The sequence below is a fragment of the Halostella litorea genome, assembly GCF_004785955.1.
GTDB classification, from domain to species: domain Archaea; phylum Halobacteriota; class Halobacteria; order Halobacteriales; family Natronoarchaeaceae; genus Halostella; species Halostella litorea.
In genome coordinates this window covers 140,663-163,396 of record NZ_SJER01000001.1, presented here as the reverse complement: position 1 = coordinate 163,396, position 22,734 = coordinate 140,663, and the positions used below count along the sequence as shown (strand labels likewise).

Annotated in this window: 22 protein-coding genes; 14 read left to right on the top strand and 8 right to left on the bottom strand. The window is 71.2% G+C overall.

The window, feature by feature from the left end:
* Positions 1-114: 114 nt before the first annotated feature.
* From EYW40_RS06290 to EYW40_RS06275, 4 genes are all read right to left on the bottom strand, one after another.
* Positions 115-1,830 (bottom strand): YcaO-like family protein, encoded by a 1,716-nt coding sequence (locus EYW40_RS06290; protein ID WP_135820783.1) that lies wholly within the window; start codon positions 1,828-1,830, stop codon positions 115-117.
* A 51-nt stretch (positions 1,831-1,881) separates the two neighbouring features.
* A complete protein-coding gene (locus EYW40_RS06285) occupies positions 1,882-3,249 on the bottom strand; it encodes a hemolysin family protein (RefSeq protein WP_135820782.1) in 1,368 nt (455 codons plus the stop codon).
* 163 nt (positions 3,250-3,412) lie between these two features.
* The gene (gene tbsP / locus EYW40_RS06280) at positions 3,413-4,231 is read right to left on the bottom strand and encodes a transcriptional regulator TbsP (RefSeq protein ID WP_135820781.1); all 819 of its coding nucleotides are present in this window, start codon (positions 4,229-4,231) and stop codon (positions 3,413-3,415) included.
* Between the two features lie 165 nt (positions 4,232-4,396).
* Positions 4,397-6,448 (bottom strand): hypothetical protein, encoded by a 2,052-nt coding sequence (locus tag EYW40_RS06275; protein WP_135820780.1) that lies wholly within the window; start codon positions 6,446-6,448, stop codon positions 4,397-4,399.
* 127 nt (positions 6,449-6,575) lie between these two features.
* Here EYW40_RS06275 and glyA point away from each other — a divergent pair, with 127 nt between their 5' ends.
* Positions 6,576-7,823 (top strand): serine hydroxymethyltransferase, encoded by a 1,248-nt coding sequence (gene glyA, locus EYW40_RS06270; RefSeq protein WP_135820779.1) that lies wholly within the window; start codon positions 6,576-6,578, stop codon positions 7,821-7,823.
* 135 nt (positions 7,824-7,958) lie between these two features.
* Positions 7,959-8,852 carry a bifunctional methylenetetrahydrofolate dehydrogenase/methenyltetrahydrofolate cyclohydrolase gene (locus EYW40_RS06265; RefSeq protein ID WP_135820778.1) on the top strand — a complete coding sequence of 298 codons (894 nt, stop codon included), beginning with the start codon at positions 7,959-7,961 and terminating at the stop codon, positions 8,850-8,852.
* A 13-nt stretch (positions 8,853-8,865) separates the two neighbouring features.
* Here EYW40_RS06265 and EYW40_RS06260 read toward each other — a convergent pair whose 3' ends face one another.
* Complete coding sequence (locus EYW40_RS06260) at positions 8,866-9,576, bottom strand: DUF7117 family protein (protein WP_135820777.1); 711 nt, start codon at positions 9,574-9,576, stop codon at positions 8,866-8,868.
* A 238-nt stretch (positions 9,577-9,814) separates the two neighbouring features.
* Here EYW40_RS06260 and EYW40_RS06255 point away from each other — a divergent pair, with 238 nt between their 5' ends.
* The gene (locus tag EYW40_RS06255; RefSeq protein ID WP_135820776.1) at positions 9,815-10,159 is read left to right on the top strand and encodes a DUF7528 family protein; all 345 of its coding nucleotides are present in this window, start codon (positions 9,815-9,817) and stop codon (positions 10,157-10,159) included.
* Positions 10,160-10,196: 37 nt separating this feature from the next.
* Positions 10,197-10,343, top strand: coding sequence for a hypothetical protein (locus EYW40_RS19895; RefSeq protein WP_202614459.1), 147 nt, complete (start codon positions 10,197-10,199; stop codon positions 10,341-10,343).
* A gap of 181 nt (positions 10,344-10,524) precedes the next feature.
* Here EYW40_RS19895 and EYW40_RS06250 read toward each other — a convergent pair whose 3' ends face one another.
* Positions 10,525-10,803: an amphi-Trp domain-containing protein gene (locus EYW40_RS06250; RefSeq protein WP_135820775.1), complete on the bottom strand. Its 279-nt coding sequence runs from the start codon at positions 10,801-10,803 to the stop codon at positions 10,525-10,527.
* A 206-nt stretch (positions 10,804-11,009) separates the two neighbouring features.
* Between EYW40_RS06250 and EYW40_RS06245 the strand changes: the two genes are divergently transcribed.
* The 3 genes from EYW40_RS06245 (at position 11,010) to EYW40_RS06235 (ending at position 14,140) form a co-directional block, all read left to right on the top strand.
* Positions 11,010-11,285: a PadR family transcriptional regulator gene (locus EYW40_RS06245; protein ID WP_135820774.1), complete on the top strand. Its 276-nt coding sequence runs from the start codon at positions 11,010-11,012 to the stop codon at positions 11,283-11,285.
* Positions 11,286-11,434: 149 nt separating this feature from the next.
* On the top strand, positions 11,435-12,709 hold the full coding sequence (locus tag EYW40_RS06240) for an MgtC/SapB family protein (protein WP_135820773.1): 1,275 nt from the start codon (positions 11,435-11,437) through the stop codon (positions 12,707-12,709).
* A gap of 54 nt (positions 12,710-12,763) precedes the next feature.
* Entirely contained in the window at positions 12,764-14,140 is a 1,377-nt protein-coding gene (locus tag EYW40_RS06235; protein WP_135820772.1) for an aminotransferase class III-fold pyridoxal phosphate-dependent enzyme, read from the top strand.
* Between the two features lie 40 nt (positions 14,141-14,180).
* On the opposite strand, the gene EYW40_RS06230 is transcribed toward EYW40_RS06235, so the two are convergent.
* Together EYW40_RS06230 and EYW40_RS06225 are read right to left on the bottom strand one after the other, a co-directional pair.
* On the bottom strand, positions 14,181-14,516 hold the full coding sequence (locus EYW40_RS06230) for a hypothetical protein (RefSeq protein ID WP_135820771.1): 336 nt from the start codon (positions 14,514-14,516) through the stop codon (positions 14,181-14,183).
* Between the two features lie 36 nt (positions 14,517-14,552).
* A complete protein-coding gene (locus EYW40_RS06225) occupies positions 14,553-14,879 on the bottom strand; it encodes a ribbon-helix-helix protein (protein ID WP_135820770.1) in 327 nt (108 codons plus the stop codon).
* Positions 14,880-15,031: 152 nt separating this feature from the next.
* On the opposite strand from EYW40_RS06225, the gene EYW40_RS06220 reads away from it, so the two are divergent.
* From EYW40_RS06220 to EYW40_RS06190, 7 genes are all read left to right on the top strand, one after another.
* Complete coding sequence (locus EYW40_RS06220; RefSeq protein ID WP_135820769.1) at positions 15,032-17,371, top strand: hybrid sensor histidine kinase/response regulator; 2,340 nt, start codon at positions 15,032-15,034, stop codon at positions 17,369-17,371.
* Positions 17,372-17,442: 71 nt separating this feature from the next.
* Positions 17,443-18,363 (top strand): HhH-GPD family protein, encoded by a 921-nt coding sequence (locus tag EYW40_RS06215; protein ID WP_135820768.1) that lies wholly within the window; start codon positions 17,443-17,445, stop codon positions 18,361-18,363.
* 71 nt (positions 18,364-18,434) lie between these two features.
* Positions 18,435-19,142: a TIGR00266 family protein gene (locus tag EYW40_RS06210; protein ID WP_135820767.1), complete on the top strand. Its 708-nt coding sequence runs from the start codon at positions 18,435-18,437 to the stop codon at positions 19,140-19,142.
* A gap of 51 nt (positions 19,143-19,193) precedes the next feature.
* On the top strand, positions 19,194-19,778 hold the full coding sequence (locus EYW40_RS06205) for an NADPH-dependent FMN reductase (protein WP_135820766.1): 585 nt from the start codon (positions 19,194-19,196) through the stop codon (positions 19,776-19,778).
* A gap of 125 nt (positions 19,779-19,903) precedes the next feature.
* On the top strand, positions 19,904-20,506 hold the full coding sequence (locus tag EYW40_RS06200; protein ID WP_135820765.1) for a YIP1 family protein: 603 nt from the start codon (positions 19,904-19,906) through the stop codon (positions 20,504-20,506).
* Between the two features lie 70 nt (positions 20,507-20,576).
* Positions 20,577-21,200, top strand: a complete 624-nt coding sequence (locus EYW40_RS06195) for a TetR/AcrR family transcriptional regulator (protein WP_135820764.1) — start codon at positions 20,577-20,579, stop codon at positions 21,198-21,200.
* A complete protein-coding gene (locus EYW40_RS06190; RefSeq protein WP_135820763.1) occupies positions 21,193-22,671 on the top strand; it encodes an MATE family efflux transporter in 1,479 nt (492 codons plus the stop codon). Before EYW40_RS06195 ends, EYW40_RS06190 begins: the two co-directional genes overlap by 8 nt.
* Positions 22,672-22,734: the final 63 nt, after the last annotated feature.

Sequence of the window (22,734 nt, the reverse complement as noted above, 5' to 3'; positions counted from 1 at the left end):
AGGGGTCGCGTACGTTCATGCGATATAATGACACACCGCTAGCCGCTACGTGCGGCCCCGACATAAAGTTACGTATGAGGGGGTCGAACGGCCCGAAACGGTCACAGGCGGCGTTCAGGGGTACGGGTGGTGACGCCGGTCGGGGCGCGGTTCGAACCCGAGGTCCGTCGGCACGGATTCGGCGCGCTCCCCGAACGCGGGGTCGCCCGTGAACAGCGGCTGCGCGCCGGGGACGACGACGCGGACGGCCTCCAAGTCGATCCCGGCGGCGTCGCGGGTCGTCAGCCGCGCGGCGTACGGCGTCAGCCCGGCGTCGCGGACCCGGTCGACCAGCGCGTCGAGTTCCGCCTCGCCGTCCGGCACCGGGTCCGGGCCGACGCTGGCGCTCGGCACCGTCCCCTCGGCGTCGACGAACGACTCGGCCGCGGGCGGGAAGTCGGCGTACTCGGCGATGGCGCTCGGGTCCTCCGCGGCCTCCTCGGGGCCCATCGAGCGCAGTTCCGTCCAGTTCTGGACGGCCTCGGCCAGCGCCGCCGTCGCCGCGCGGTCGGGGTCGAGGTCGGCGTCGGACCCGACCGCGAAGCGCGGCCACTCGCCGTCGCGGTGGACGGCGACGCTGACGACCGGCACGTCCACGTCCTGTGTCACCAGGAGCGGCGTCACGGAGAGCCTCTCCGAGCGCGTCCGGCGGGCGAGGCTCTCGAACCGCTCGTCGTCGACGGCCAGCCCGAGCGGGTCGAAGGTGGAGTACCACGCGAGCATCGTCGCGTCGCGCTCGACCACCTCGTACAGCCCGGAGAGCAGCGCGCCGACGCCGGAGGTGCCGAGGCCGAGCCCTGTCGTGATCGACTGGAGGTGGCGCTGCTCGGGCGGCGGGAAGTGGACCGCCTCGGCCGGCAGGGAGACGGCGTCGCCCGTCGCGAGGTCCTCGCCGGGCACCCACGGGATCGGCTCGTCGACCGGGTCGTCCGTCCCCCGAACCAGTTCCGTCGGCGGGACGGCGGCGTCGAGTTCGTCGGGGCGGGCGACCCGGAACTCGGACTCGCGGTAGACGCCCGCGCAGTAGCGCTCTATCGCCTCGCCGAGCGCCTTCATGAACGCCCGGTCCCAGTCGGCGTCGACGCCGGCGGCCTTCGCGGCGGCCGAGGCGTCGCTGAACCCCTCTGTCTCGGCGTTGGTCGCGAGGTAGTACGGCGCGGGGAACGACTCTATCTCGCCGACGGCGTTGACGACGCCGACCCGTTCGTCCAGCGCCCGCTCGGCGCGGGCGAGCGCGGCGTCCACGTCGACCGCCTCGTGGTCGCGGGCGAGCGACCGGTCGCGCTCGCCGCCGCAGTCACACCCCGGCACCGGGAGGAACTCCCGGCGGGCGTGGGGCACCTCGACGACGCCGCCGAGGATCGTCGACTCGCCGCCCGACAGCAGCGAGACGGCCTCGCGGCCCGCTATCGCGCCCGCCAGCCTGACCGCGGCCCTGTCGGCGGCGGCGTCCTCAGCGACGGCGGCCTCGTCGGCGTTCGCGGCGACGCGCTGCCGGAGGCAGTCGAAACAGCCGGTCGAGGGTGCGAACCCGGCGACTGCGGCGTCCACGGGATCGAGCGGGACGCCCCCGAGGCCGCCGACCTCGACGGCGAGCCACGGCGTTTCGCCCTCGCGGGCCGCGCGGTTCGCCGCCGCGAAGGCGTCGTCGCCCGCGACGGCCGAGACGACCGCGAAGTCCGCGTCGGCGACCGCCGACGGCGGCCCGCTCGTCCCCTCGGCGCCCGCGTCGGCGAGCGCGGCCCGGGCCGCCTCGACCGCCGGTCCGTCCCCGACGTACGTGACGTTCATGGCGGGACACTCGCGGGGCGCGTGCAAAAGCGCGGCGGGTTCGGCGCGGCGTCAGTCCTCGGGGTCGGTCGCGGCCCCGTCGCCGCCGGCCGCGGTCTCCTCCCCGTTCGACCCCGCCGGCCGGACGTCCAGCGACTCGATGCGGCTCCCGTCGACGGTTTCGACGCGGAACCGGTGGCCGTCCAGGTCGACCTCGTCGCCGGCCTCGGGCGCGCGGCCGATGCGGCTCAACACCAGCCCGCCGACCGTCTCGAACGCGTCGCTCTCGAAGTCGGTGTCCAGCCGGTCGTTGACCTCCGCGATGGCGACGCCGCCGTCGACGCGGTACGCCCCGTCGCCGCGCGCCTCGATGCCGGGCTCGTCGCTCTCCCGGTCGTACTCGTCCCGGATGTCGCCGACGAGCTGTTCCAGCACGTCCTCGACGGTGACGATCCCCTCGAACGCCCCCCACTCGTCTATCACGGCCGCCATGGGCGTCTCCGCCTCCCGGAGCGCGACGAGCAGGTCGTCGGTCTGCCGGGTCTCCGGCACGACCAGCACGTCGTGGGCGAGCTCCCGGGCCGTGACCGAGTCGTCCATCGACTCGACGGCACGCAGCACGTCCTTCACGTGGACGAACCCGACCACCTCGTCGTCCTCGGCCTCGTCCAGCACGAGATACCGGGTGTACGTCTCCTCGGTGGCGACCCGGCGGAGGTCGGACAGCGCCATCGACGCCGGCACCGTCGCCACCTCGTGGCGGGGGACCATCACCTCGCGAGCGATCGTGTCGTCCATCTCGAAGACGGACTCGATCATCTTCACCTCCTCGCTGTCGACGCCGCCGGCCTCGCCCGACCGGGCGACGATCCGCAGAATCTCCTCCTCGGTGTGGGACTCGTCGTGTTCGGTGGCCGGCGAGACGCCGACCAGCCCGGTGAAGAAGTTCGCCGTGCCGTTGAACACGATGATCCCGGGGACGAACAGGTAGTAACAGAGCTTCATCGGCGCGGCGACGAGCAGGGCGATCCGCTCGGCTTCCTGGATCGCCAGCGTCTTCGGCGCGAGCTCGCCGAACACGACGTGGAGGAAGGTGATGACGCCGAAGCCGACCGCGACCGAGACGACGTGGATCGCGCTCTCGGGCAGTAGCGGCGCGAGCACCGGGTCGAGCAGGGCCGCCACCGCGGGCTCGCCGATCCATCCCAGCCCCAGCGACGCGAGCGTGATCCCGAGCTGGCTCACCGCGAGGTAGTCGTCGAGGTTGTCTATCGCGTTCTGGACGGTCGCCGCGCCGGTCTTCCCCTCCGCGACCATCGACTCGACCCGCGCCGGCCGGATCCGGACGAAGGCGAACTCGGCGGCGACGAAAAAGCCGTTCAGGAAGACGAGAAACAACGCGAACAGGAGGCGCGCGCCCGACAGCACCACGTCGACCATGCTGTCACCGCCCCGCGCGACGGGGCGTGACGGCGCGGGGGCCCCTCCCTGACGCTCCGGTTTCCTCGCAATTCGGCCGCAAACACGCACCGCGGAACGCGTGAACGGGGGTCATACACGGCCCTACCGGGCGGGTTCGGAAAACGCTACCGAAGGAGACGGATCAGGCCAGAAGGCTGGTGGCGGCGCTGGCGAGTTCGTCGCTCTCGGCGTCGCGGAGCCGGTCGTCGCCGAGCTTCAGGCGCAGGCGGGGGCGGCCGACGTCGATCGGCACCTTCTCGGTGTCGATGAGGCCCATGTCCTCGAGCTTGGTCTTGGTGCGGGAGAACGTCGCCTTCGAGGCGATCCCCACGTCCTCGCCCCACTTGCTGATGTCGTACAGCAGCGCCTCGTTCTTGGCGGCGACCAGCAGGCTGATCGTCACCTCGTCGAGGCCGTCGCCGTCGCCCCGGGCAGTCTCCAGAGAGTCGAGGATCGTCGTGAAGTCGGCCTCGGCGTCGGCGCTTATCTCGTCGGCGAGCGTCTCGCGGACGCGTGTGATCGGCGGCGTCCGGAGGTGGAACTCGTCGGCCTCGTCCCACTGCGTGTCGTAGGTGTCGTACGCGGCGTCGACGAAGCCGTCGTCGTCGGCGGTGAGGCCGCCGACCTGGCTGCCGGCGTCGACGAGCGCGACGACGCTGTCCTCGGTCACGAGCAGGGAGTTCTGCCCGCCGTCGGCGGTCGTCCGCAGCGTGAGGACGTCCGCGTCGATGAGGTCCGCCGCGTTGCTGGCGACGATGAAGTCGTCCATCACGTCCTTGAGCGTGCGCTCCTCGGCGAGCAGTCGGACGGACGGGAGGTCGCCGTCGAAGTCGGTCGCGACGCGGACGAGCGACTCGATCGCGCCGGCGGAAGGGTTGACGGCGATCACTTCGCCGTCGGCGTTCGACAGTACGCGGGACAGGATATCGTCAAGCTTACTGTCCAGTAAATTCGAGGTCATGCCTATACGCCAGAAAGAGGACCTGACTACTTAATTTTACTGGCCGGTTCGGGAGCAAATCTTGCTTCTTTCGCCCGCTACCTCCGGTACGGCGGGGGGCAACACCTCACACGGTCGGCGGACGACACCGGATGGTGGCCGCAGGGTGCAAGCGTCGCCCACGCCTCACAGCGAGCGGGCGAGCGACCCGGACCAGTACACGTCGCCGTCGTGGACGACCGGGAGTTCGGCGTCGCGGAGGAACGCCCGGGTCGCGTCGCGGTCCAGCACGAACTCGGACTCGTTGCCACAGAGGTACGCGTACTCGCCGTCGCCGACCTGCGGCCGGTAGAACGCCCCGAGGTTCCCCGGCGAGAACTGGTCGTAGCTCAGCAGGAACCCGCCGTCGACCCGCTGGAGCCGGACCGTCGCGGGCGGGCGTTCCCGGCCGCCCGTCAGGACGTGCGTGCCGTCGCCGACCACCGCGTAGTCCTTCCCCATCAGGATCCGCCGCCGGGAGAGCCGCAGCGCCCGCTCGATGCAGAAGCCGTGGACGAGCAGGCGCGCGAACGTCGACCCGACCGTCGCGGCGTGGTCGTCAAGCACCTCGGAGAACGTCACCGCGCCCGCGACGGCCCCCTTCTCGACGAGGGTCATGCCCTCGTGGTAGGAGCCACAGGCGTTGAGGAAGAACGTCTCGACGTTGCAGTCGTCGAGCGCGCCCGCGGCGAGGTGGCCATCCGGACAGCACAGCCCCTCGCGCTCGCAGTGGCCGATGTAGTGGACGAAGTCCAGCCGCGACTCGAACACGTCGGCGAGTTCGGCCCGCGGCAGCCGCCGGCGGACGGTCAGGTCGAGCGGGATGTCCTCGGCCCGCTCGCGGTATATCCGCTCGACCTCGTCGTGTTCGTCCGCCATCTCGCCGTCGTTGAGCACGACGGTCACCGACGTGGGGCCGTCGTCGCCGTCGCGGTAGTCGAGGCGGTTCTCGTGGGCCGCCAGCGTCGACTTGAACACGTCGATGGGGACGCCGTCGGACAGCCAGCCGTGGATCCGGCCCGTGCGCAGTTCCGGCTTGACGACGTCGACCGACGCGACCTGCCCGGAGCCGGGGGACGGCTGGCGGTAGAAGTCGTCGAGCGAGCGCTCGACCAGTTCCGTCCCCTCCAGTTCGGAGGTCCGGGGCCGGTAGATCAGGCTCATGTCGTCGAGCAGGTACGGGAGGCAGGCGACCCGCTCGGCGCGGGGCTCGACGTACGTCGCGAGGTGCCAGTCCGGGAGCCGCCGCTCTATCGCGCCGTATGGCACCTCGACGTACCTCGCCAGCCGCTCGGCGGGCGGCAGGGCGGCGATTTCGTCGGCGTCGAGGTCGAGCGCATCGAGCAGGTTCCGCTCGGCCAGGACGCTCGCCCGCGGGCCGACGTCGCGGACCAGACAGTCGAGGAAGAACGCCTTCCGGAGCAGCCGGGGGGCCGACCGCTCCAGTTCCGGCAGCGGGTCCAGTTCCACCTCGACGTCGGCCGCGGGCGCGCGGACGACGGGCGCGCTCCGGGGCTCCGTGACGACGTTCGCCCCGAGGTAGTACGCCAGCGGCGCGAGCACGAAGAGGTCGGGAAACGACGCCGGCGCGGCGACCTCGATCCCCGTCTCCGGCGTCGCCGCGGCGACGGCGTCGGGCACGTGCTCGCTTCGCACCGTCTCTGCCGTTTCGACCAGCGGCGGGTGGTCGCGCAGCGCCGGGTACGACCGCTCCGGCCCCGTGGTGCCGTGGGCCGCCGACAGGTGCGTCAGCGCAGTCGCGAGCCCTGACGGCGTCGGCGGCACCCGGAGCGTCTCGGGGTCGCCGCCGTCGGGGGCGCGGAACCCGATCCCACACCGCCGGCGTTCGGGAAAGGAGACGACGGTCCCGCCGTCGTCGGTCCGGACGGCGGCGGCCCCCTCGAACCGGATCACCACCTCGATGTCGCCCGTCGCCTCGACGACGTACTCGTCGGGCGGGAGCTCCCGGCGGCCCAGCGCCGGCGGCGGGTCGCGCCGCTCGCCGGTCGCGAGCGAGGTGACGGCGACGTCGGCCGAGGGGAGCCCGAGTTCGGCGGCGGAGCCGGCGAGCGCGGCGTCCGTCCGCCGGGGGAGGGCGGCGTCCGCCGCGAGGAGTTCGAACTCCGGGGCCGTCACGGCGAGGTCGGCGTCGTCGCCGACCGCCCGTACCCCGGACTCGGTCGACTCCCACTCGATCATGCGGCCGAGAACACGGCTCACGGACAGGTTATTCTTTCGGAACCAACGGCCGTGATACGAGCCGGGCGGAAAACATCGCCGTGGTCGGAAAGGTACACTTATGCCCGGCCCCAACCGGCGATCGAACATGAACTACGACACCGTCCGCGAGGCCGACCCGGCGGTCGCCGACGCCCTCGCCGACGAGGTAGACCGGCAGCGCGACACGCTGTCGATGATCGCGAGCGAGAACCACGTCAGCGAGGCCGTCATGGAGGCCCAGGGCAGCGCCCTCACCAACAAGTACGCCGAGGGCTACCCCGGGTCGCGCTACTACGCCGGCTGCGAGAACGCCGACGAGGTCGAGGAGCTCGCCGTCTCGCGGGCGAAGGAGCTGTGGGGGGCCGAGCACGTCAACGTCCAGCCCCACAGCGGCACGCAGGCGAACATGGGCGTCTACCTGGCGATGCTGGAGCCGGGCGACAAGATACTCTCGCTGGACCTGACCCACGGCGGCCACCTCAGCCACGGCCACCAGGCGAACTTCACCGGCCAGCTGTTCGAGGTCGAGCAGTACGAAGTCGACGAGGGGACCGGCTACGTCGACTACGAGGGCCTCCGCGAGCACGCCGAGGCGTTCGAGCCGGACATCGTCGTCTCGGGCTACTCCGCGTACCCGCGTGAGGTCGAGTGGGAGCGCGTGCAGGCCGCGGCCGACGCCGTCGACGCCTACCACCTCGCGGACATCGCCCACATCACCGGCCTCGTTGCGGCGGGCGTCCACGAGTCGCCGGTCGGCGTCGCGGACTTCGTCACGGGCAGCACGCACAAGACGATCCGCGCCGGCCGCGGCGGCATCATCATGTGTGGCGAGGAACACGCCGACGCGATAGACAGCGCCGTCTTCCCCGGCTCGCAGGGCGGCCCGCTGATGCACAACGTCGCCGGCAAGGCGGTCGGGTTCAAGGAGGCGCTCGAACCCGAGTTCGAGACGTACGCCGAGCGGGTCGTCGAGAACGCCGAGGCCCTCGGCGAGACCCTGCAGGACCGGGGCTTCTCGCTGGTCTCCGGCGGTACCGACACCCACCTCGTGCTCGCGGACCTCCGGGAGTCCCACCCCGAGGTCACCGGCAGCGACGCCGAGGAGGCCTTAGAGGAGGTCGGCATCGTCCTGAACGCGAACACGGTGCCCGGCGAGACGCGCTCGCCGTTCGTCGCCAGCGGCATCCGCGCCGGCACGCCCGCCCTGACGACCCGCGGGTTCGGCCCCGAGGAGATGGCGCAGGTCGGCGCGTGCATCGCGGACGTGGTCGACAACGTCGACGACGCGGACGTGAAGGCGGAGGTCGCCGAGCGCGTACAGGACCTCTGCGACGAGCACCCGCTGTACGAGTAGCGCCACACGACCGGCCGAACGGCCCCGCGGCCCGGCGCCGTCACGATCCATTTCTGTGCATATATCCCGGGCCGGCAGGCTGAAGATACGCACGAACCCGAGGGTTGAAGGCCGACCGGCCCGCCCGTCTACTCAATGACGAACGTCATCGACGGCAACGCGGTCGCCGACGGGATCCGCGACGACCTCTCGGACTCCATCGACGCGCTCGAAGCGGCGGGCGTGACGCCCGGCCTCGCCACGGTGTTGATGGGCGGCGACGCCGGCTCGGAGACGTACATCTCGATGAAACAGAAGGCCTGCGACTCCGTCGGTATCGACGGGACGCACGTCGAGATCGACCCGGAGAAGCCGCCCGAGGCGCTGTACGACACCATCGACGAACTGAACGCCGACCCCTCCGTGCACGGGATCCTCGTCCAGATGCCGCTGCCCGACCACGTCCCGAAGCGGGAGGTGCTCCGGCGGATCGACCCGGCGAAGGACGTGGACGGGTTCCACCCGGAGAACGTCGGCCGGCTGGTCGCGGGCGACGCCCGGTTCAAGCCCTGCACGCCCCACGGCATCCAGAAGCTGCTCGAAGCGGCGGACGTCGACCCAGAGGGGAAAGACGCCGTCGTCGTCGGGCGCTCGGAGATAGTCGGCAAGCCGATGGCGAACCTGCTGATCCAGAAGGCCGAGGGCGGCAACGCGACGGTGACGGTGTGTCACTCCCGCACCGACGACCTCGCGGCCAAGACCCGCGAGGCGGACATCGTCGTCGCGGCCGCGGGCGTCCCGGAGATGATAGACGGCTCGATGCTGTCGGAGGGCGTCACCGTCGTCGACGTGGGGATCAACCGCGTCGACGCGGACACCGACAAGGGGTACGAACTGGTCGGCGACGTCGAGTTCGAGAGCGCGAAGGGGAAGGCCGACGCCATCACGCCGGTCCCCGGCGGCGTCGGGCCGATGACCATCGCGATGCTCCTGTACAACACGGTGAAGGCGGCGAGCCTGCAGGAATGCGTCGACGTGGAACTACCCTGAACGAGGGCGGCGGCTACTCCAGCCGGTCCAGCCGGTCGGTCGCCGTCGCCAGCGCGTTCTCGTCGCCGTTCCGGCAGTACGCCCCGACGTCCCGCGCGACCGCGACCAGCGCGTCCCCGGTCCGGGGCTCCACGTCCCCGCCGAGCGCCCGGACGCGCCTGACGTGGTCGCCCAGGCGCTCCAGGGCGTCCTCGGCGGCGGGGTCGAGGTCGTCGGCCCACTGCCGGAGGTCGCGGCCGTACTCGCGGACGGCGTTGGCGGCGGCGAGCCCCCGGGTCTCCCGGATCGATTCGGGCACGTCCGCCGGGTCGGGGCGCTCGCCCGCGTCCGCGCCGCGGAGCAGTTCGAGGAAATACAGTTCTTCGGCCTCCGAGGGCTGGAACGCCCGCCCGAAGGCGTCCGCCGCGTGCATGAGTTCGGCCGCCGCGAGGTAGCCGTCGTCGAGGTCGCGGAGGTCGCCGCCGTGGACGAAGCCGCGCTTGCGGACGTACTCCCGACACGCCTCCTTCGCGGCGTCCGCGACGCGGTGGAGCGGTTCGACGTCGACCAGGTCCCGCGCCTCGGTCAGGTCCAGTTCGACCGGGCTGGTGGTGTGCAGGCGGCGCTGTTCGTCGACGCCGACGCTGTGCATGCTCCCGCAGTCGGGGCAGGTGACGCTGCCCGTGTCGTAGTACGACCAGCGGTTGCCACAGTCCCGACACTCGCGCTCGCCGCGGATCTCCATGGCCGCCGGTTCGGCGCGCCGGGGCAAAACTCCGGCGGCTCGCGCCACGGGGCGGTCTGCGTGACCGCCGCGCTTATTGGGAGTCCGGCGGTACTGCCGGGCGCAATGTCGTTCCAGGCCACGGAGTCCGACGACGCCGAGGATAGAGGAAGTCGCCACGCGGCGGCTGGTCGAGAAATTCTCCCGCGAACGTAACCGCGAGTCCGGCCCGCGCGACGCGCCGCCCGACCAGCGGTGCGTGGCGGCGCGCGCCGACGGCGACGCGTTCGCCGAGCGCCGCGAGTTCGTCCGCACAGCCGGGGTGCACCGCGAGGACGGCGCGTACGTCGTCGAGCGCCGCGGCGCGGAGTCGTCCGGCCACCGGAAGGTGTTCGACGGCTTCGCGGAGTGTCGGCGGCTGTACGAGCGGCTCCCCGCGGAGTTCGCGGCCGACGACGTCTCTCATGCGGGCGTCACCGGCGCGCGCCGGCACATGCTGGTGTGGCACTTCGCGGAGCACGACGCGTTCGACTGCGACCTCGCCGCGCGCCAGCCGCTCACCGCGCACAAGCGCACCGCCGACGGGGGTGGGACCGAGGGGTAGCCCGGGATTCATACGCCGCCCGGCCCTACCCACGTCCATGCGCTCCGAAGAGGAGGTCCGCGAGCAGTACGAGTTCCTGATGGAGGAACTGGACGACGAGGAGATGAACCACGAGGGCGTCCGGCAGATGTTCAGCTATTACCGCCGGGCGCTCGGCTGGGTGTTGGAGGAGGAGCACATGTGAGCGCCGGGTGAAAAGTAGTTCCCTCCCGACACGTCTCTGCCCGGGTCGTTACATTTAAGGTATCGGCGCGACTTCGTTCAGGTGACGCTTCGCTTGGAGGGCCGAAGCGTCAGCGGGGACCAATTCAGGGCGGCAAGCGAACCACGCGCGCTTTTCACTCGCGTGGTTCGCTTTCCATTTCCTATTCGACGCGTAACTCGCCGCCAGCCGCGGCGTCGTCGTTCTCGGACCACTCGACTTCCAGCTCGAAGCTCGTCTCGTCGGGGCCGTCGCCGGTCTCGCGCTCGACTTTGATCTCGAACGTCGGCGACGCCGGCGGGTCGACCGTGACCGACTCCTCGCCGGCGGCGAACGTCACCGGCTCGCCGTCGTCCAGTTTGTCCGCGACGCTGCGCAGCACAGACGCTATCGCCGCCCTGTCCTGCGTCGACTCCGACTCGAAGAGCACTTCCTCGGGCATACCGTTCGGTACGTGCTGTGTCGGCATAAGGGTACGTCAGCGCCGGTCGGCTGGCCGGACCGACGACAGTTGGCCGATACACTCAGATTTATTAGGGAAGTTGGGGCCGGCGAAACATCCGCGATCGCCGTTCCACGGCCTGATAGCCGTCACTGAGTCGATATCTTTATTTTATTCCTACAATAACCGTTTCACGTACTTTACCAATGCACGACCTGACAGGATTTCAACGGGACCTGCTGTACGTCATCGCCGGCAAGGACGAACCCCACGGGCTCGCGATCAAGGAGGAACTGGAATCGTACTACGAGAAGGAGATCCACCACGGGCGGCTCTACCCGAACCTCGACACGCTCGTCGACAAGGGCCTCGTCGAGAAGGGACAGCGCGACCGGCGGACGAACTTCTACACGCTGACCCGGCGCGGCAAACGCGAGATAGAGGCGCGCGACGATTGGGAGTCACAGTACGTCTCCGCCTGACCCCGGCGCTCTGCCGTTCTCGGCGATGACCGTCCGCCCGACGGTCGCCGCTTCCCGCCGCCCCGCCCGCCGGCCGCTCCCTCCCACGCAGGTGAGCGGGTGGCTGCCGCCCGCCAAGAATTAACTTCCCCAGGGATGAACGGGCGGAGGTGGACGCAGTAGTCGGTCAGCTAACGGCGGCGCCGCTGGAGAGCACGGTCGTCCGGATAGCGCTCGCCGGCGCGCTCGGCCTGTTTCTGGGCCTGGAACGCGAGTGGTCGCACAAGGACGCCGGCATCCGCACCTTCTCGCTCATCAGTCTGCTCGGCGCGGTGTTTACCGTCCTCGAACGGCCCGAACTGCTCGTCGTCGGCGGCGTGCTCGTCATCGTCCAGGGGGTCGTCCTCGCGACGCAGGGGCTGTTGACCGACCCCGAGGACGGCGGGCTCTCGCTGACCACCTCCGTCTCGATGCTCGTGACCTACGGCGTCGGCGTGCTCGTCGGACGAGGGTTCATTTTGGAGGGCGTCACCGTCGCCGTCCTCTCGTCGCTCCTGCTCGTGTTGAAGCGGGAGCTCCACGACCTGGCCGACAGCCTCTCGCGCGAGGAGATCCAGTCGGCCACGGAGTTCGCCATCCTCGCGTTCGTCGTCTACCCGCTGTTGCCGGCCGGGTCCGTGACGGTCGGCTACGAGCCGGTCACCGTCTCCGTCGAGCCGCGGGTCGTGTGGCTGATGGTCGTCACCGTCGCGGCCATCGGCATCGTGAACTACATCGTCGTCCAGACGTACGGCGGCCGCGGCATCGCCGTGACCGGCTTCTTCGGCGGGCTGGCGTCGTCGACGGCCGTCGTGGGGACGATGCTGGACCACGCGCGCCAGCGCCCGGACGTCTCCTCCTACGCCGTCGCGGCCATCCTGCTTGCCGACGCCGCCATGGCGGTGCGGAACCTCGCTATCGCCGTCGCGTTCACGTTCCCGGACGTGCTGATGGGGGCGGTGCTCCCGCTCGGCGCGGTCATCGTCGGCAGTTTCGCCATCGCCGCCTACACCGCGGACTGGTCCGAGACGGTGGAGGTCGACCTGGCGAGCCCGTTCTCGCTGGCGAACGCGCTGGCGTTCGGCGGCATCTTCGCGCTGGTCATCGTCGCGGGGGCCGTCGGCCAGCAGCAGTTCGGCTCCGCCGGGTTCTACATCGCCACGTTCCTCTCGGGGCTGGTGTCCAGCGCCGGCGGGACCACCTCCGCGGTCGTGCTCTACCGCGGCGGCACCATCGACGGCGCGACGGCGGTCGTCGGCATCCTGCTGGCGTCGGCCTCGTCCATCGGCGTCAAGGCGATGCTGACCGTGATGGGGCCGAACCGCCGGTTCGCCTACCGCGTCGCGTTCTGGAGCGGCGTGTTGCTGGCCGGGGCCGGCGCGGCGACGGTCGCCGCGGGCGTGTAAGTATTGCGGCTACCATAACGAATTATTTAACCTATCGCTCCCGGACGTTGAGGTATGGATAGGCACACCGCCGAACCGGAGGTAACGGAGATGCCGGGCGAGCGCGCCCGCGAGTGGGCCGACTACCACCACGAGGCCGCCGCCACCACCACCTACGTCTACGACTTCGTCTGGGACATCACCGAGGACGCCGAGGGGCCGTTCTGCACCGACGTCGACGGCAACGTCCTGCTCGATTTCACGAGCCACGTCGCCGCCGCGCCGCTCGGCTACAACAACCCCAAGATCGAGAAGAAACTGGCGGCGTTCGACGTCGTCGACCCGCTGAAGATCGCTGGCCAGGACTTCTACGCCAGCGGCGGGTGGCCGCCCGAGGACCCCGAATTCCCCGGCCCGACGCAGCTGATGCACCGCCTCACTGACCTGACCGACCACTACGATATGGACACGGTGTTCCTGTCGAACTCCGGCGCGGAGGCGGTCGAGAACGGCATCAAGGTGTGCTACGACCACGCCGACGGCGCGAAGTACGCGATCACGTTCGACGGCGCGTTCCACGGCCGCACGCTCGGCGCGCTGTCGCTGAATCGCTCGAAGGAGGTGTACCGCCGGAAGTTCCCCGAGATGGCCGGCGTCCACGACGTGCCCTTCTGCGACGACGCCGACTGCGCGCCGGGGACCTGCGACTGCGGCTTCTTCCCCGGCGACGCCGACGACCCCTCGGTGCTGCGCCGGAAGCTGGACCCCGAGCGCGGGCACATCAACCCCGACGAGGTCGCGTACCTGATCATGGAGCCGATCCAGGGCGAGGGCGGCTACCGCTTCCCCAGCGACGCGTTCATGCAGGAGGTGCAGGCGGTGTGTGCCGAGCACGACATCCCGATCATCGCCGACGAGATTCAGGCGGGCGTCGGCCGCACCGGCGAGGTGTGGGGGTCCGACCACTACGCCATCGAGCCCGACGTGATCACCAGCGCGAAGGGCCTCCGCGTCGGCGCGACGATAGCGAACGAGGAGATGTTCCCGGACGAGCGCGGTCGCCTCTCCTCGACGTGGGGCGCGGGCGACGTGATCGCCGCCCTGCAGGGCGTGCTGACGCTGGACGCCATCGAGGAGTACGACCTGATGGACAACGCCGTCGAGCGGGGCGACCAGCTCAAGACGCGGCTCCGCGAGGCCGACGGGTCGGTCGTCACCGACGTCCGCGGGAAGGGGCTGCTCGTCGCCATCGACCTCGACACGAAGGAGCGCCGCGACGACCTGCAGGAGGCGGCGCTGAAGCGCGGCCTGCTCACGCTGGGCTGTGGCTACCGGACGCTCCGCCTGCTCCCGCCGCTGGACGTGACCGAACGGGAGATAGACCTCGGCGCGGACGTGTTGCTCGACGCGATTTCGGACGTCGCGCCGACCCCCCGCGCCGGCAGCGAGTGAACAGGCCGACGCTGCGGCTGCGGGACAGAGAGGGCGGCCGTCAGTCCCGGGCCGCCTCGCGGACGAGGATCAGGTTCGCCACCATCCCACCGGTCGTCAGCGTCACGAGCCCCGTCCCCAGTACGAGCAGGGCGAAGGCGACGGCCACGACGGCGTCCCCGAGGTAGCTCTGTGCGATCACCCCGGCGATCCCAAGCGCGACGGCCGGCGCGCCGACGGCGACGCCGGCGCGGAACGCGAGGTCGACGCGCCGGTCGAGGCGGCTGACGCCGTCGTCGTCGCGGCCCAGCCGGCGGTACGCGAGGACGGCACCGACGAGCACCGCGACGACGAGGAGGGCGAACACCGCGAACCCGCGGTACAGCGCACTGACCATACCCGTTTTCCGGACGGCGGACTGAAACCGCTTGCGTTAGAACTGGTAGCGGCGCTCGTCGTTCTGCTGGGGCTGGGGGAAGCTCCCGCCGGTCATTTCCTCGTAGGTCATCCCCGAGAGGTACTCGTCGTAGGTGACGTCGTACGTGCTCCGCAGGTGGAAATCGAGCTTCCCGCTCTCGACGGTCGACTGGAACAGCAGGTGGACGGCCCGCCGGACCAGGTCCTCGGGCTCCTCGGGGTCGAGCGCCGCGACGAGCATCGTCAGTTCCCGCTTCGTCTCCTCGTCCAGCGTCACGTCGAGGTCGCCGTCGATGTCCGCGTACGCGGCTTCCACGTCGGCTTCGAGGTCGTCGAGGCTCATGGCGGACGGAACGGGCGTCCGCGCCAAGCCGCTTTCGACTCCCGGCGGCGCGCCGTCGCCGACGTGTCTCCCGTCCGAACTCTCTCCAAACTTATATCTCCCGGGGAGCTATTACTCGGATAGAACGTCCGCGACGGCGGACACCACCACTCATGAGTTCGGGAGACGCGCGTGACGAGGGGGTGCCGGCCGAACCCATCCGGGTCCTCCACGTCGACGACGACGCGGCGTTCGCGGAGCTCGTGGCGACCCACCTCGACCGCGAGCTCCCGGCGGTCGAGGTGCTCGGCGAGCGGTGCGCGGACGACGGGCTGGCCCGCCTGCGGGACGAGGACGTCGACTGCGTCGTGAGCGACTACGACATGCCGGGGGCCGACGGGATCGAGTTCCTCGCCGCGGTCCGGGAGGAGTACCCCGACCTGCCGTTCGTGCTGTTCACCGGGCAGGGGTCCGAGTCCGTCGCCAGCGAGGCCATCTCGGCCGGCGTCATGGACTACCTGGAGAAGGGCACCGGCAGCGACCAGTACGCGGTGCTGGCAAACCGCGTCCGGAACGCCGTCGAACACTACCGGTCCGAGCGCGCGCTCGAACGGAGCCGACGCCGCCTCTCGCTGTTCATCGAGCAGTCGCCGCTCGGCGTCATCGAGTGGAACGGCGACTACGAGGTCGTCCGGGCCAACGACACCGCCCAGGGGATCCTCGGCTACGACGACGACGGGCTCGCCGGCCGCCCTGTCGAGGCAATCGTGCCCGAACACGAACGCGAGGAGATCCGGGCGGTGCTCGACCGGCTCCACGAGGGTCGGACGGACTACCGGAACGTCAACGAGAACGTCACCAAGGACGGGGAACTGATCATCTGCGAGTGGCACAACCGCGTCGTCACGGACGACGCGGGCGAGGTGGTGACGATGTTCTCGCAGTTCCAGGAGGTGACCGAGCGCGAGCGACACAAGCGGCAACTGGAGACGCTGATCAAGAACCTCCCCGGGATGGTGTACCGCGCCCGGAACGAGGCCGGCTGGCCCATGGAGTTCGTCAGCGGGGAGTGCGAGGACCTGACCGGCTACCCCGCCGCGGACCTGGAGAGCGGCGAGGTGGCGTACGGCGACGTCGTCCACCCCGACGACCGCGAGCGCGTCTGGGACACGGTGCAGGAGGCGGTCGCCAGCGACGAGCCGTTCGAGCTCACGTACCGCATCCGCACCCGCGGCGGCCGCCGGAAGTGGGTGTGGGAGCGCGGCCGCGCCGTCCGCTCGCGGGGCGGCGAGGTGCTCGCCGTGGAGGGGTTCATCAGCGACGTCACCGCACAGCAGGAGCGCCGCCGGACCGTCGAGGCGCTCCACGAGGCGACGCGCCGGTCGATAGCCGCGGACTCCCGCGAGGCGGTCGCCGACATCATGACCGACGCCGCCGTCGACCTGCTCGACTGCCCCCACACCGGGGTCCACCTGTACGACGAGGACCGGGACGAACTGGTGCCCGCCGCCTGGACGGTGGTCGTCGACGAGACAGTCGGCGACCCGCCCGCCCTGGGGCCGGGCAGCCTCGCCTGGGAGGCGTTCGAGGCCGGCGAGACGAGGCAGTACAACGACCTCCGGGCCGTCGACGGCGTCGCGAACCGCGATACGAACCTCCGGAGCGAGCTCATCGTCCCGCTCGGGTCGCAGGGCGTCATGCTCGTCAGTTCGACCGACCGGGAGGCGTTCGACCGGGACGACCGCAAGCTGATCGAGTTGCTGGCCGCGAACACGACCGCCGCGCTGGAGAAGGCCAGCCGCGAGCGGATGCTCCGCCGGCGCGAGCGCGCGCTCAAGCGGGAGAACGAGCGGCTCGACCGGTTCACCGGCGTCGTCTCCCACGACCTGCGGAACCCGCTGAACGTCGCGAAGGGCCGGCTCGACGACGTGCGGGCGGAGCGGTCGATCGACGGGCTGGACGAGGTCGCCGCGGCGCTCTCCCGGATGGAGGACCTCATCGAGGACATGCTGACGCTCGCCCGGGAGGGCCGGACGGTCAGCGACGTCGAGCACGTCGCGCTCGGCGAGGTGGCCGAGGCCGCCTGGCGGAACGTCGCGACCGACGCCGCCGCGCTCGCGGTCGAGACGGACCGCACGGTCCCCGCCGACAGGAGCCGCCTGACCCAACTGTTCGAGAACCTGTTCCGGAACGCCGTCGAGCATAGCTCTACGGACGCCGACGACGAAGCGGCGGACGGCCGCGAGGGCGCGGCCGACGGCGGTAGCGACGTCGAGATCACCGTCGGGGACCTGCCGGGCGGGTTCTACGTCGAGGACGACGGGCCAGGCATCCACGAGAGCGAGCGGGCGGACGTGTTCGACGCCGGCTACTCGACGAGCGGGGACGCGACGGGGTTCGGGCTGAGCATCGTCAGGGACATCGCGGCGGCACACGGCTGGGACGTCGCGGTGACCGAGGGGACGGCCGGCGGGGCGCGCTTCGAGTTCACCGACACCGAGGAGGGGGAGTGAGGGGGCCGCCCCGACGCGGGCGGCCCGCCGGATCGGCAGGCGTATGTCGGTCCCGTCGCTAGCCGACGGCGATGAGCGAGGCCGACGCGCCGGCGCTGCCCGACGACGTCGACGCCGTCCGGGCGGCGCTGGTCGAGTGGTACGAGGACGACCACCGCGAGTTCCCCTGGCGGCGCACCGAGGACCCCTACGAGATACTCGTCTCCGAGGTGATGAGCCAGCAGACCCAGCTGAGCCGCGTCGTCGAGGCGTGGGAGGCGTTCCTCGACCGCTGGCCGACCGCCGCCGACCTGGCCGCCGCCGACCGCGCCGACGTCGTCGGCTTCTGGACCGACCGCTCGCTCGGCTACAACAACCGCGCGAAGTACCTCCACGAGGCCGCCCGACAGATAATCGAGGAGCGCGAAGGCGAGTGGCCCCGCGACCCGGACGGCCTCTCGGAGCTGATGGGCGTCGGCCCCTACACCGCAAACGCCGTCGCGAGCTTCGCGTTCGACAACGGCGACGCCGTGGTCGACACGAACGTCAAGCGCGTGCTGTACCGCGCGTTCGACGTGCCGGACGACGACGACGCGTTCGAGCGCGTCGCCGGGGCGCTCATGCCCCCGGGCGAGTCCCGCGTCTGGAACAATGCGGTCATGGAACTGGGCGGCGTCGCCTGCGAGAAGACGCCGGCCTGCGACGAGGCGGGCTGCCCGTGGCGCGAGTGGTGTCATGCCTACGGCACCGGCGACTTCACCGCGCCCGACGTCCCGACGCAGCCGGAGTTCGAGGGCAGCCGACGGCAGATGCGCGGCAAGGTCGTCTCGCTGCTGGGCGAGTACGACGAACTGACGCTGGACGAACTCGGCCCCCGCGTGCGCGTCGACTACAACCCGGACGGCGACGGCGAGGCCACCCGCGAGTGGCTCCGCGGCATCGTCACGGACCTCGAAGCCGACGGCCTCGTGGAGTTCGACGCCGACCGCGGGGTCGCCCGGCTCGCGCGCTGACGCCGCGACGGGGCGGACGGATCGCGCGCCGGCCGAAGGTTCAAGTACGGGAACGCGGCCACGCTCCGGCGATGCGATACGACATCGAGAAGCGGCCAAGCTACGCGGTGCTCGACGTGACGCTCGCAGAGGGGGAGGCCATCGAGACGGAGCCCGGCGCGATGATGACGCGCTCCGCCGGGGTCGAACCCGAGACGAACGTCGGCGGCGACGGCGGCCTGACCGGCGCGGTCAAGCGGGCTGTCAGCGACGAGCGGGGGCTGGTCGACAACGCCTTCATCGCGGGGGCGGACGGCGCGTCGGTGACGCTCGTCCCGGAGCATCCCGGCGACGTGACCGGGATCGACGTGGGGGAGCGGGGGCCGGTCCGGTCGCAGTCCGGCTCCCTGCTGGCGTGGGAGCCCGGCGTCGAGCGCTCGACCGAACTCAACGACCGCTCGAACCTGTTCTCGTCCGGCGAACTGACGGTGCTCGGCCTCGCCGGCCGCGGGATGGCTTTCGTCTCCTCGTACGGGTCGATGTACGAGGCCGACGTGACGCCTGACGACCCCCTCGTGGTCGACGAGGACCACCTCGTCGCGTGGACCGCCGGGCTGGACCTGAACCGCCGGAAGGACGGCAGTCTCAAGTCGACGGTGCTGGGCGGCGAGGGCTTCGTCACGGAGTTCCGCGGCTCCGGGCACGTGTGGCTCCAGACCCGCAACCCGGTGACGTTCGGTCCGGTGCGGGCCGAACACGAGGACGACGATGACGGCCCCGGACTCGGCGACTTCGTCTGAGGCCCCGGGGTCGCCGGTGGCTCTTAGTTCGCCCCGGTCGCAGAGCGACGCATGGACGACCGACCACACGTCGTCGCGATAGCCGGTAGCCTCCGCGAGGAGAGCAGGTCGCGACGCGCGCTCGAACACGCCCTCGACGCGGCCGAGGCCGCGGGCGGGACGACGGAACTGCTGGACCTGCGGGCGTTCGACCTGCCGATGGTCGACCCGGACGAGGACGACCCGGCGGACGCGGTGGCGCTGAAGGAGGCGGTGCGGGCGGCCGACGCCATCCTCCTCGGGACGCCGGTGTACCACGGGTCGTACTCCTCGCCGCTGAAGACGGCGCTCGACTACTGCGGGTTCGACGAGTTCGCGGACAAGACGGTCGGCCTGCTCGCGGTGGCCGGCGGGAGTTTCCCGATCACGGCGCTGGACCACCTGCGGTCGGTCTGTCGCTCGCTGGACGCGTGGGTGATCCCGCATCAGGCCGCCGTGACGCGGTCGGGCAGTGCGTTCGCGGACGGCGAGTTCGTCGACGAGGGGCTGGCGGAGCGCGTGGCGACCCTCGGCCGGCGGGCGGTCCAGTACGCGAACATCGAACCGGACCCCGCCACCTTCGAGGGGGAGGAGAACGTCGGCGCGGTCGACAGGTAGCCCCTCGCCGCGGGAGTCCGGCCGGGTCGTGGGAGTCGGCGACGAAGGGAACGGCTTTACTTCCGCGCGCGAACGCTCCCACACATGGAGGCGTTCGACGCCGCGCCGCAGCGCGGGTGGGTCCCATGACCCAGTGGATCGAGAACCCGACGGGCGGGCGGGCCCGCGGCCCGGCGGCGCTCGTGCGGGCGTGGTTCGAAGTGCTGACGCGCCCGACCCGCTTTTTCCGCTCGGCGGTCGCGCCCGGCGACCAGGCCCCGGGGCTCGTGTTCGCGGTCGCGGTCGTGCTCCTCGAGGAGTTCGTCCGCTTCGCACTGGTCGCGGACGCTTACCCCGTCCTCGCCGACCAGCGCCTGCTGTCCGGCGTGCTGTGGCTCGGGGTCGCGGTCCTGCTCGTCGCGCCGGCCGCGTTGCACCTGACGGCGGCGCTCCAGACGGTCATCCTCGTCCCGCTCGTCGACGACCGCGCGGGGGTCAGCGAGACGGTCCAGACGATCGCCTACAGCGCCGCCCCCTGCGTCGTCGCGGGGGTGCCGGTGCCGGAGGTAAGCGTCCTCTGTGGCGCGTACGGCGCGGTCCTGCTGGCGCTGGGGACGGCCACCGTCCACGGGACGACCGGCAAGCGGGCGGCCCTCGTCAGTGCCGTGCCCGCGGCGGTCGTGTTCGGCTACGGCTTCCGGGCGTTCGCCGCCGCCGAGACGCTGCTGCGCCAGTGGTACATCATCTGACCGGCCGTCGCGGCCGCACGCGTCGGTCCGGATGCCAACCGTTAAACGCTGACTGAACGTTCAGTCAACAATGACGGCGGCCGACCTCTTCGACGACGACCCCCCCGACACCCGCGCGGCCATCATGCGGGCGACCTACGAGGCCCTGCGCGAACACGGCTACGCGGGGCTGACGGTCCAGCGCATCGCCGACGAGTTCCCCAAGAGCAAGTCGCTCCTCTACCACCACTACGACGGGAAGGACGACCTGCTCCGGGACCTCTTGGGCTACGTGCTCGACCACCACCGCGAGACGGTCCCGGCCGGCGACGAGGAGTCGGCCCCCGAGACGCGGCTCCGCGACCTGATCGACTACGTCCTCACCGCGGACCCCGACCCCGAGCGCGCGGCGTTCCGCGCGGCGATGGTGGAACTCCGTGGACAGGCCGCCCACGACCGGGAGTACCGCGACCACTTCACCGAGAGCGACCGCTTCTTCCAGGACCGGATCGCGGCGGTCGTCGGGGCCGGCGTCGACAGCGGGGCGTTCCGCGACGTGGACCCGGACCGGGTGGCCGCGCACGTCCAGACGACGTTCGAGGGCGCGCTCGTCCGGAGCGCCACCGCGGACTCGGCGGCCGCTATCGACGCCGTCCGCGCGGACCTCCACCGCTACGTCGACGGCTGTCTGCTCGCGGAGGGTGCGCATGAGTAGCCCGGGCGAGGACCGGGCGGTCGATGTGGTCGACGGCGACCTGCTCAAGCCGCTCATCGTCCTCTCGCTGCCCATCGTCCTCACGAATTTGCTGCAGGTCGGCTACAACCTCGCGGACACGTTCTGGGTCGGCCGCCTCGGCCAGGCGGCGGTCAGCGCCATCTCCTACTCGTGGGCCATCGTCTTCCTCGTCATCGCGCTCGCCGCCGGCTTCACCGTCGCGGGCACGGTGCTGGTCGCCCAGAACAAGGGGGCCGGCAACGTCGACCGCATCAGCGCGGTCGCGGGCCAGACCACCTCGTTCGTGATCCTCGTCTCCGCGGCCCTCTCGGTCGTCGGCTACCTGATCGCGCCGTTCCTCCTCCAGCTCGTCGGCGCGACGCCGGGCACCCAGGAGTACGCGCTGTCGCTGGCGTACACCCGGACGATGTTCCTCGGCCTGCCGTTCGTGTTCGCGTTCTTCATCTTCCAGGCGCTGCTCCAGGGGTGGGGCGACACCCGGACGCCGCTGTACCTGATGGCGTTCGGCGTGTTCCTGAACGTCGTCGCGGACCCCTTTTTCATCCTCGGGTTCCAGGACAACGTGCTGTTCGCGTGGCTCGGCTGGGAGTCCCTGGAGTCGTCGCTGTACGCGGCGACTGGCTTCACCGGGTTCGGCGTCCGCGGCGCGGCGCTGGCGACGATCATCACCCGCGGCATCGGAGCGGCCATCGGCGTCGCCCTGCTGCTCTCCGGGCGGGTCGGGATCACCCTCTCGCCGTCGGACTTCGTCCCGCGGGCGGAGACGGTCCGGAAGATCCTCCGCATCGGCGCGCCGGCCAGCGTCGAGCGGAGCATGATCGCGGTCAGCACGAGCGTCGTCACGGCGCTGGTCGCGGTCGCCGGGGCCGACGCCGTCGCCGCCTACGGGATCGGCACCCGCGTCACGTCGATGGTCGTCCTGCCGGCGCTCGGGTTGGCCCGCGGCGTCGAGACGGTCGTCGGGCAGAATCTCGGGGCGAACCAGCCCGAGCGCGCCGAGCGAGGCGTGTACGCCGCCGCGGTGATCATCGTCGTCAGCCTGCTCGCGCTCTCGGCCGGGGTGTACGTCGCCGCGCCGACGATCATCGGCACGTTCATCACCGGCGACAGCGCCGCGGCGGTGGTCGACATCGGCACGGACTACCTCCGGATCGTCGGCGCCTCGTTCGTGTTCCTCGGCGTGTTCTACGTCGTGCAGGGCGGCTTCCGCGGGAGCGGGAGCACCCGCCTCGCGATGGTGTTCGCCTTCCTCGGGTTCATCGTCCTCCGTGCCTCCATCGCCTACGCGCTGGTCGGTCCCCTCGACATGGGCGCGACCGGCGTCTGGTACGGCGTCGCCGCCGCGAACGCGCTGATGGCCGCCGCGGCCGGCCTCTACTTCCTCCGTGGCACCTGGGCCGACGACGTCGTCGACCCGACCGGCCCGGGGCCCGTTCCGGGCGACGACTGACGCGGGCGGTTGCGCCCCCGCGTTCGGCGGCCGCGCTCGCGGTGTGAGCGCTGCCCGGCCCCG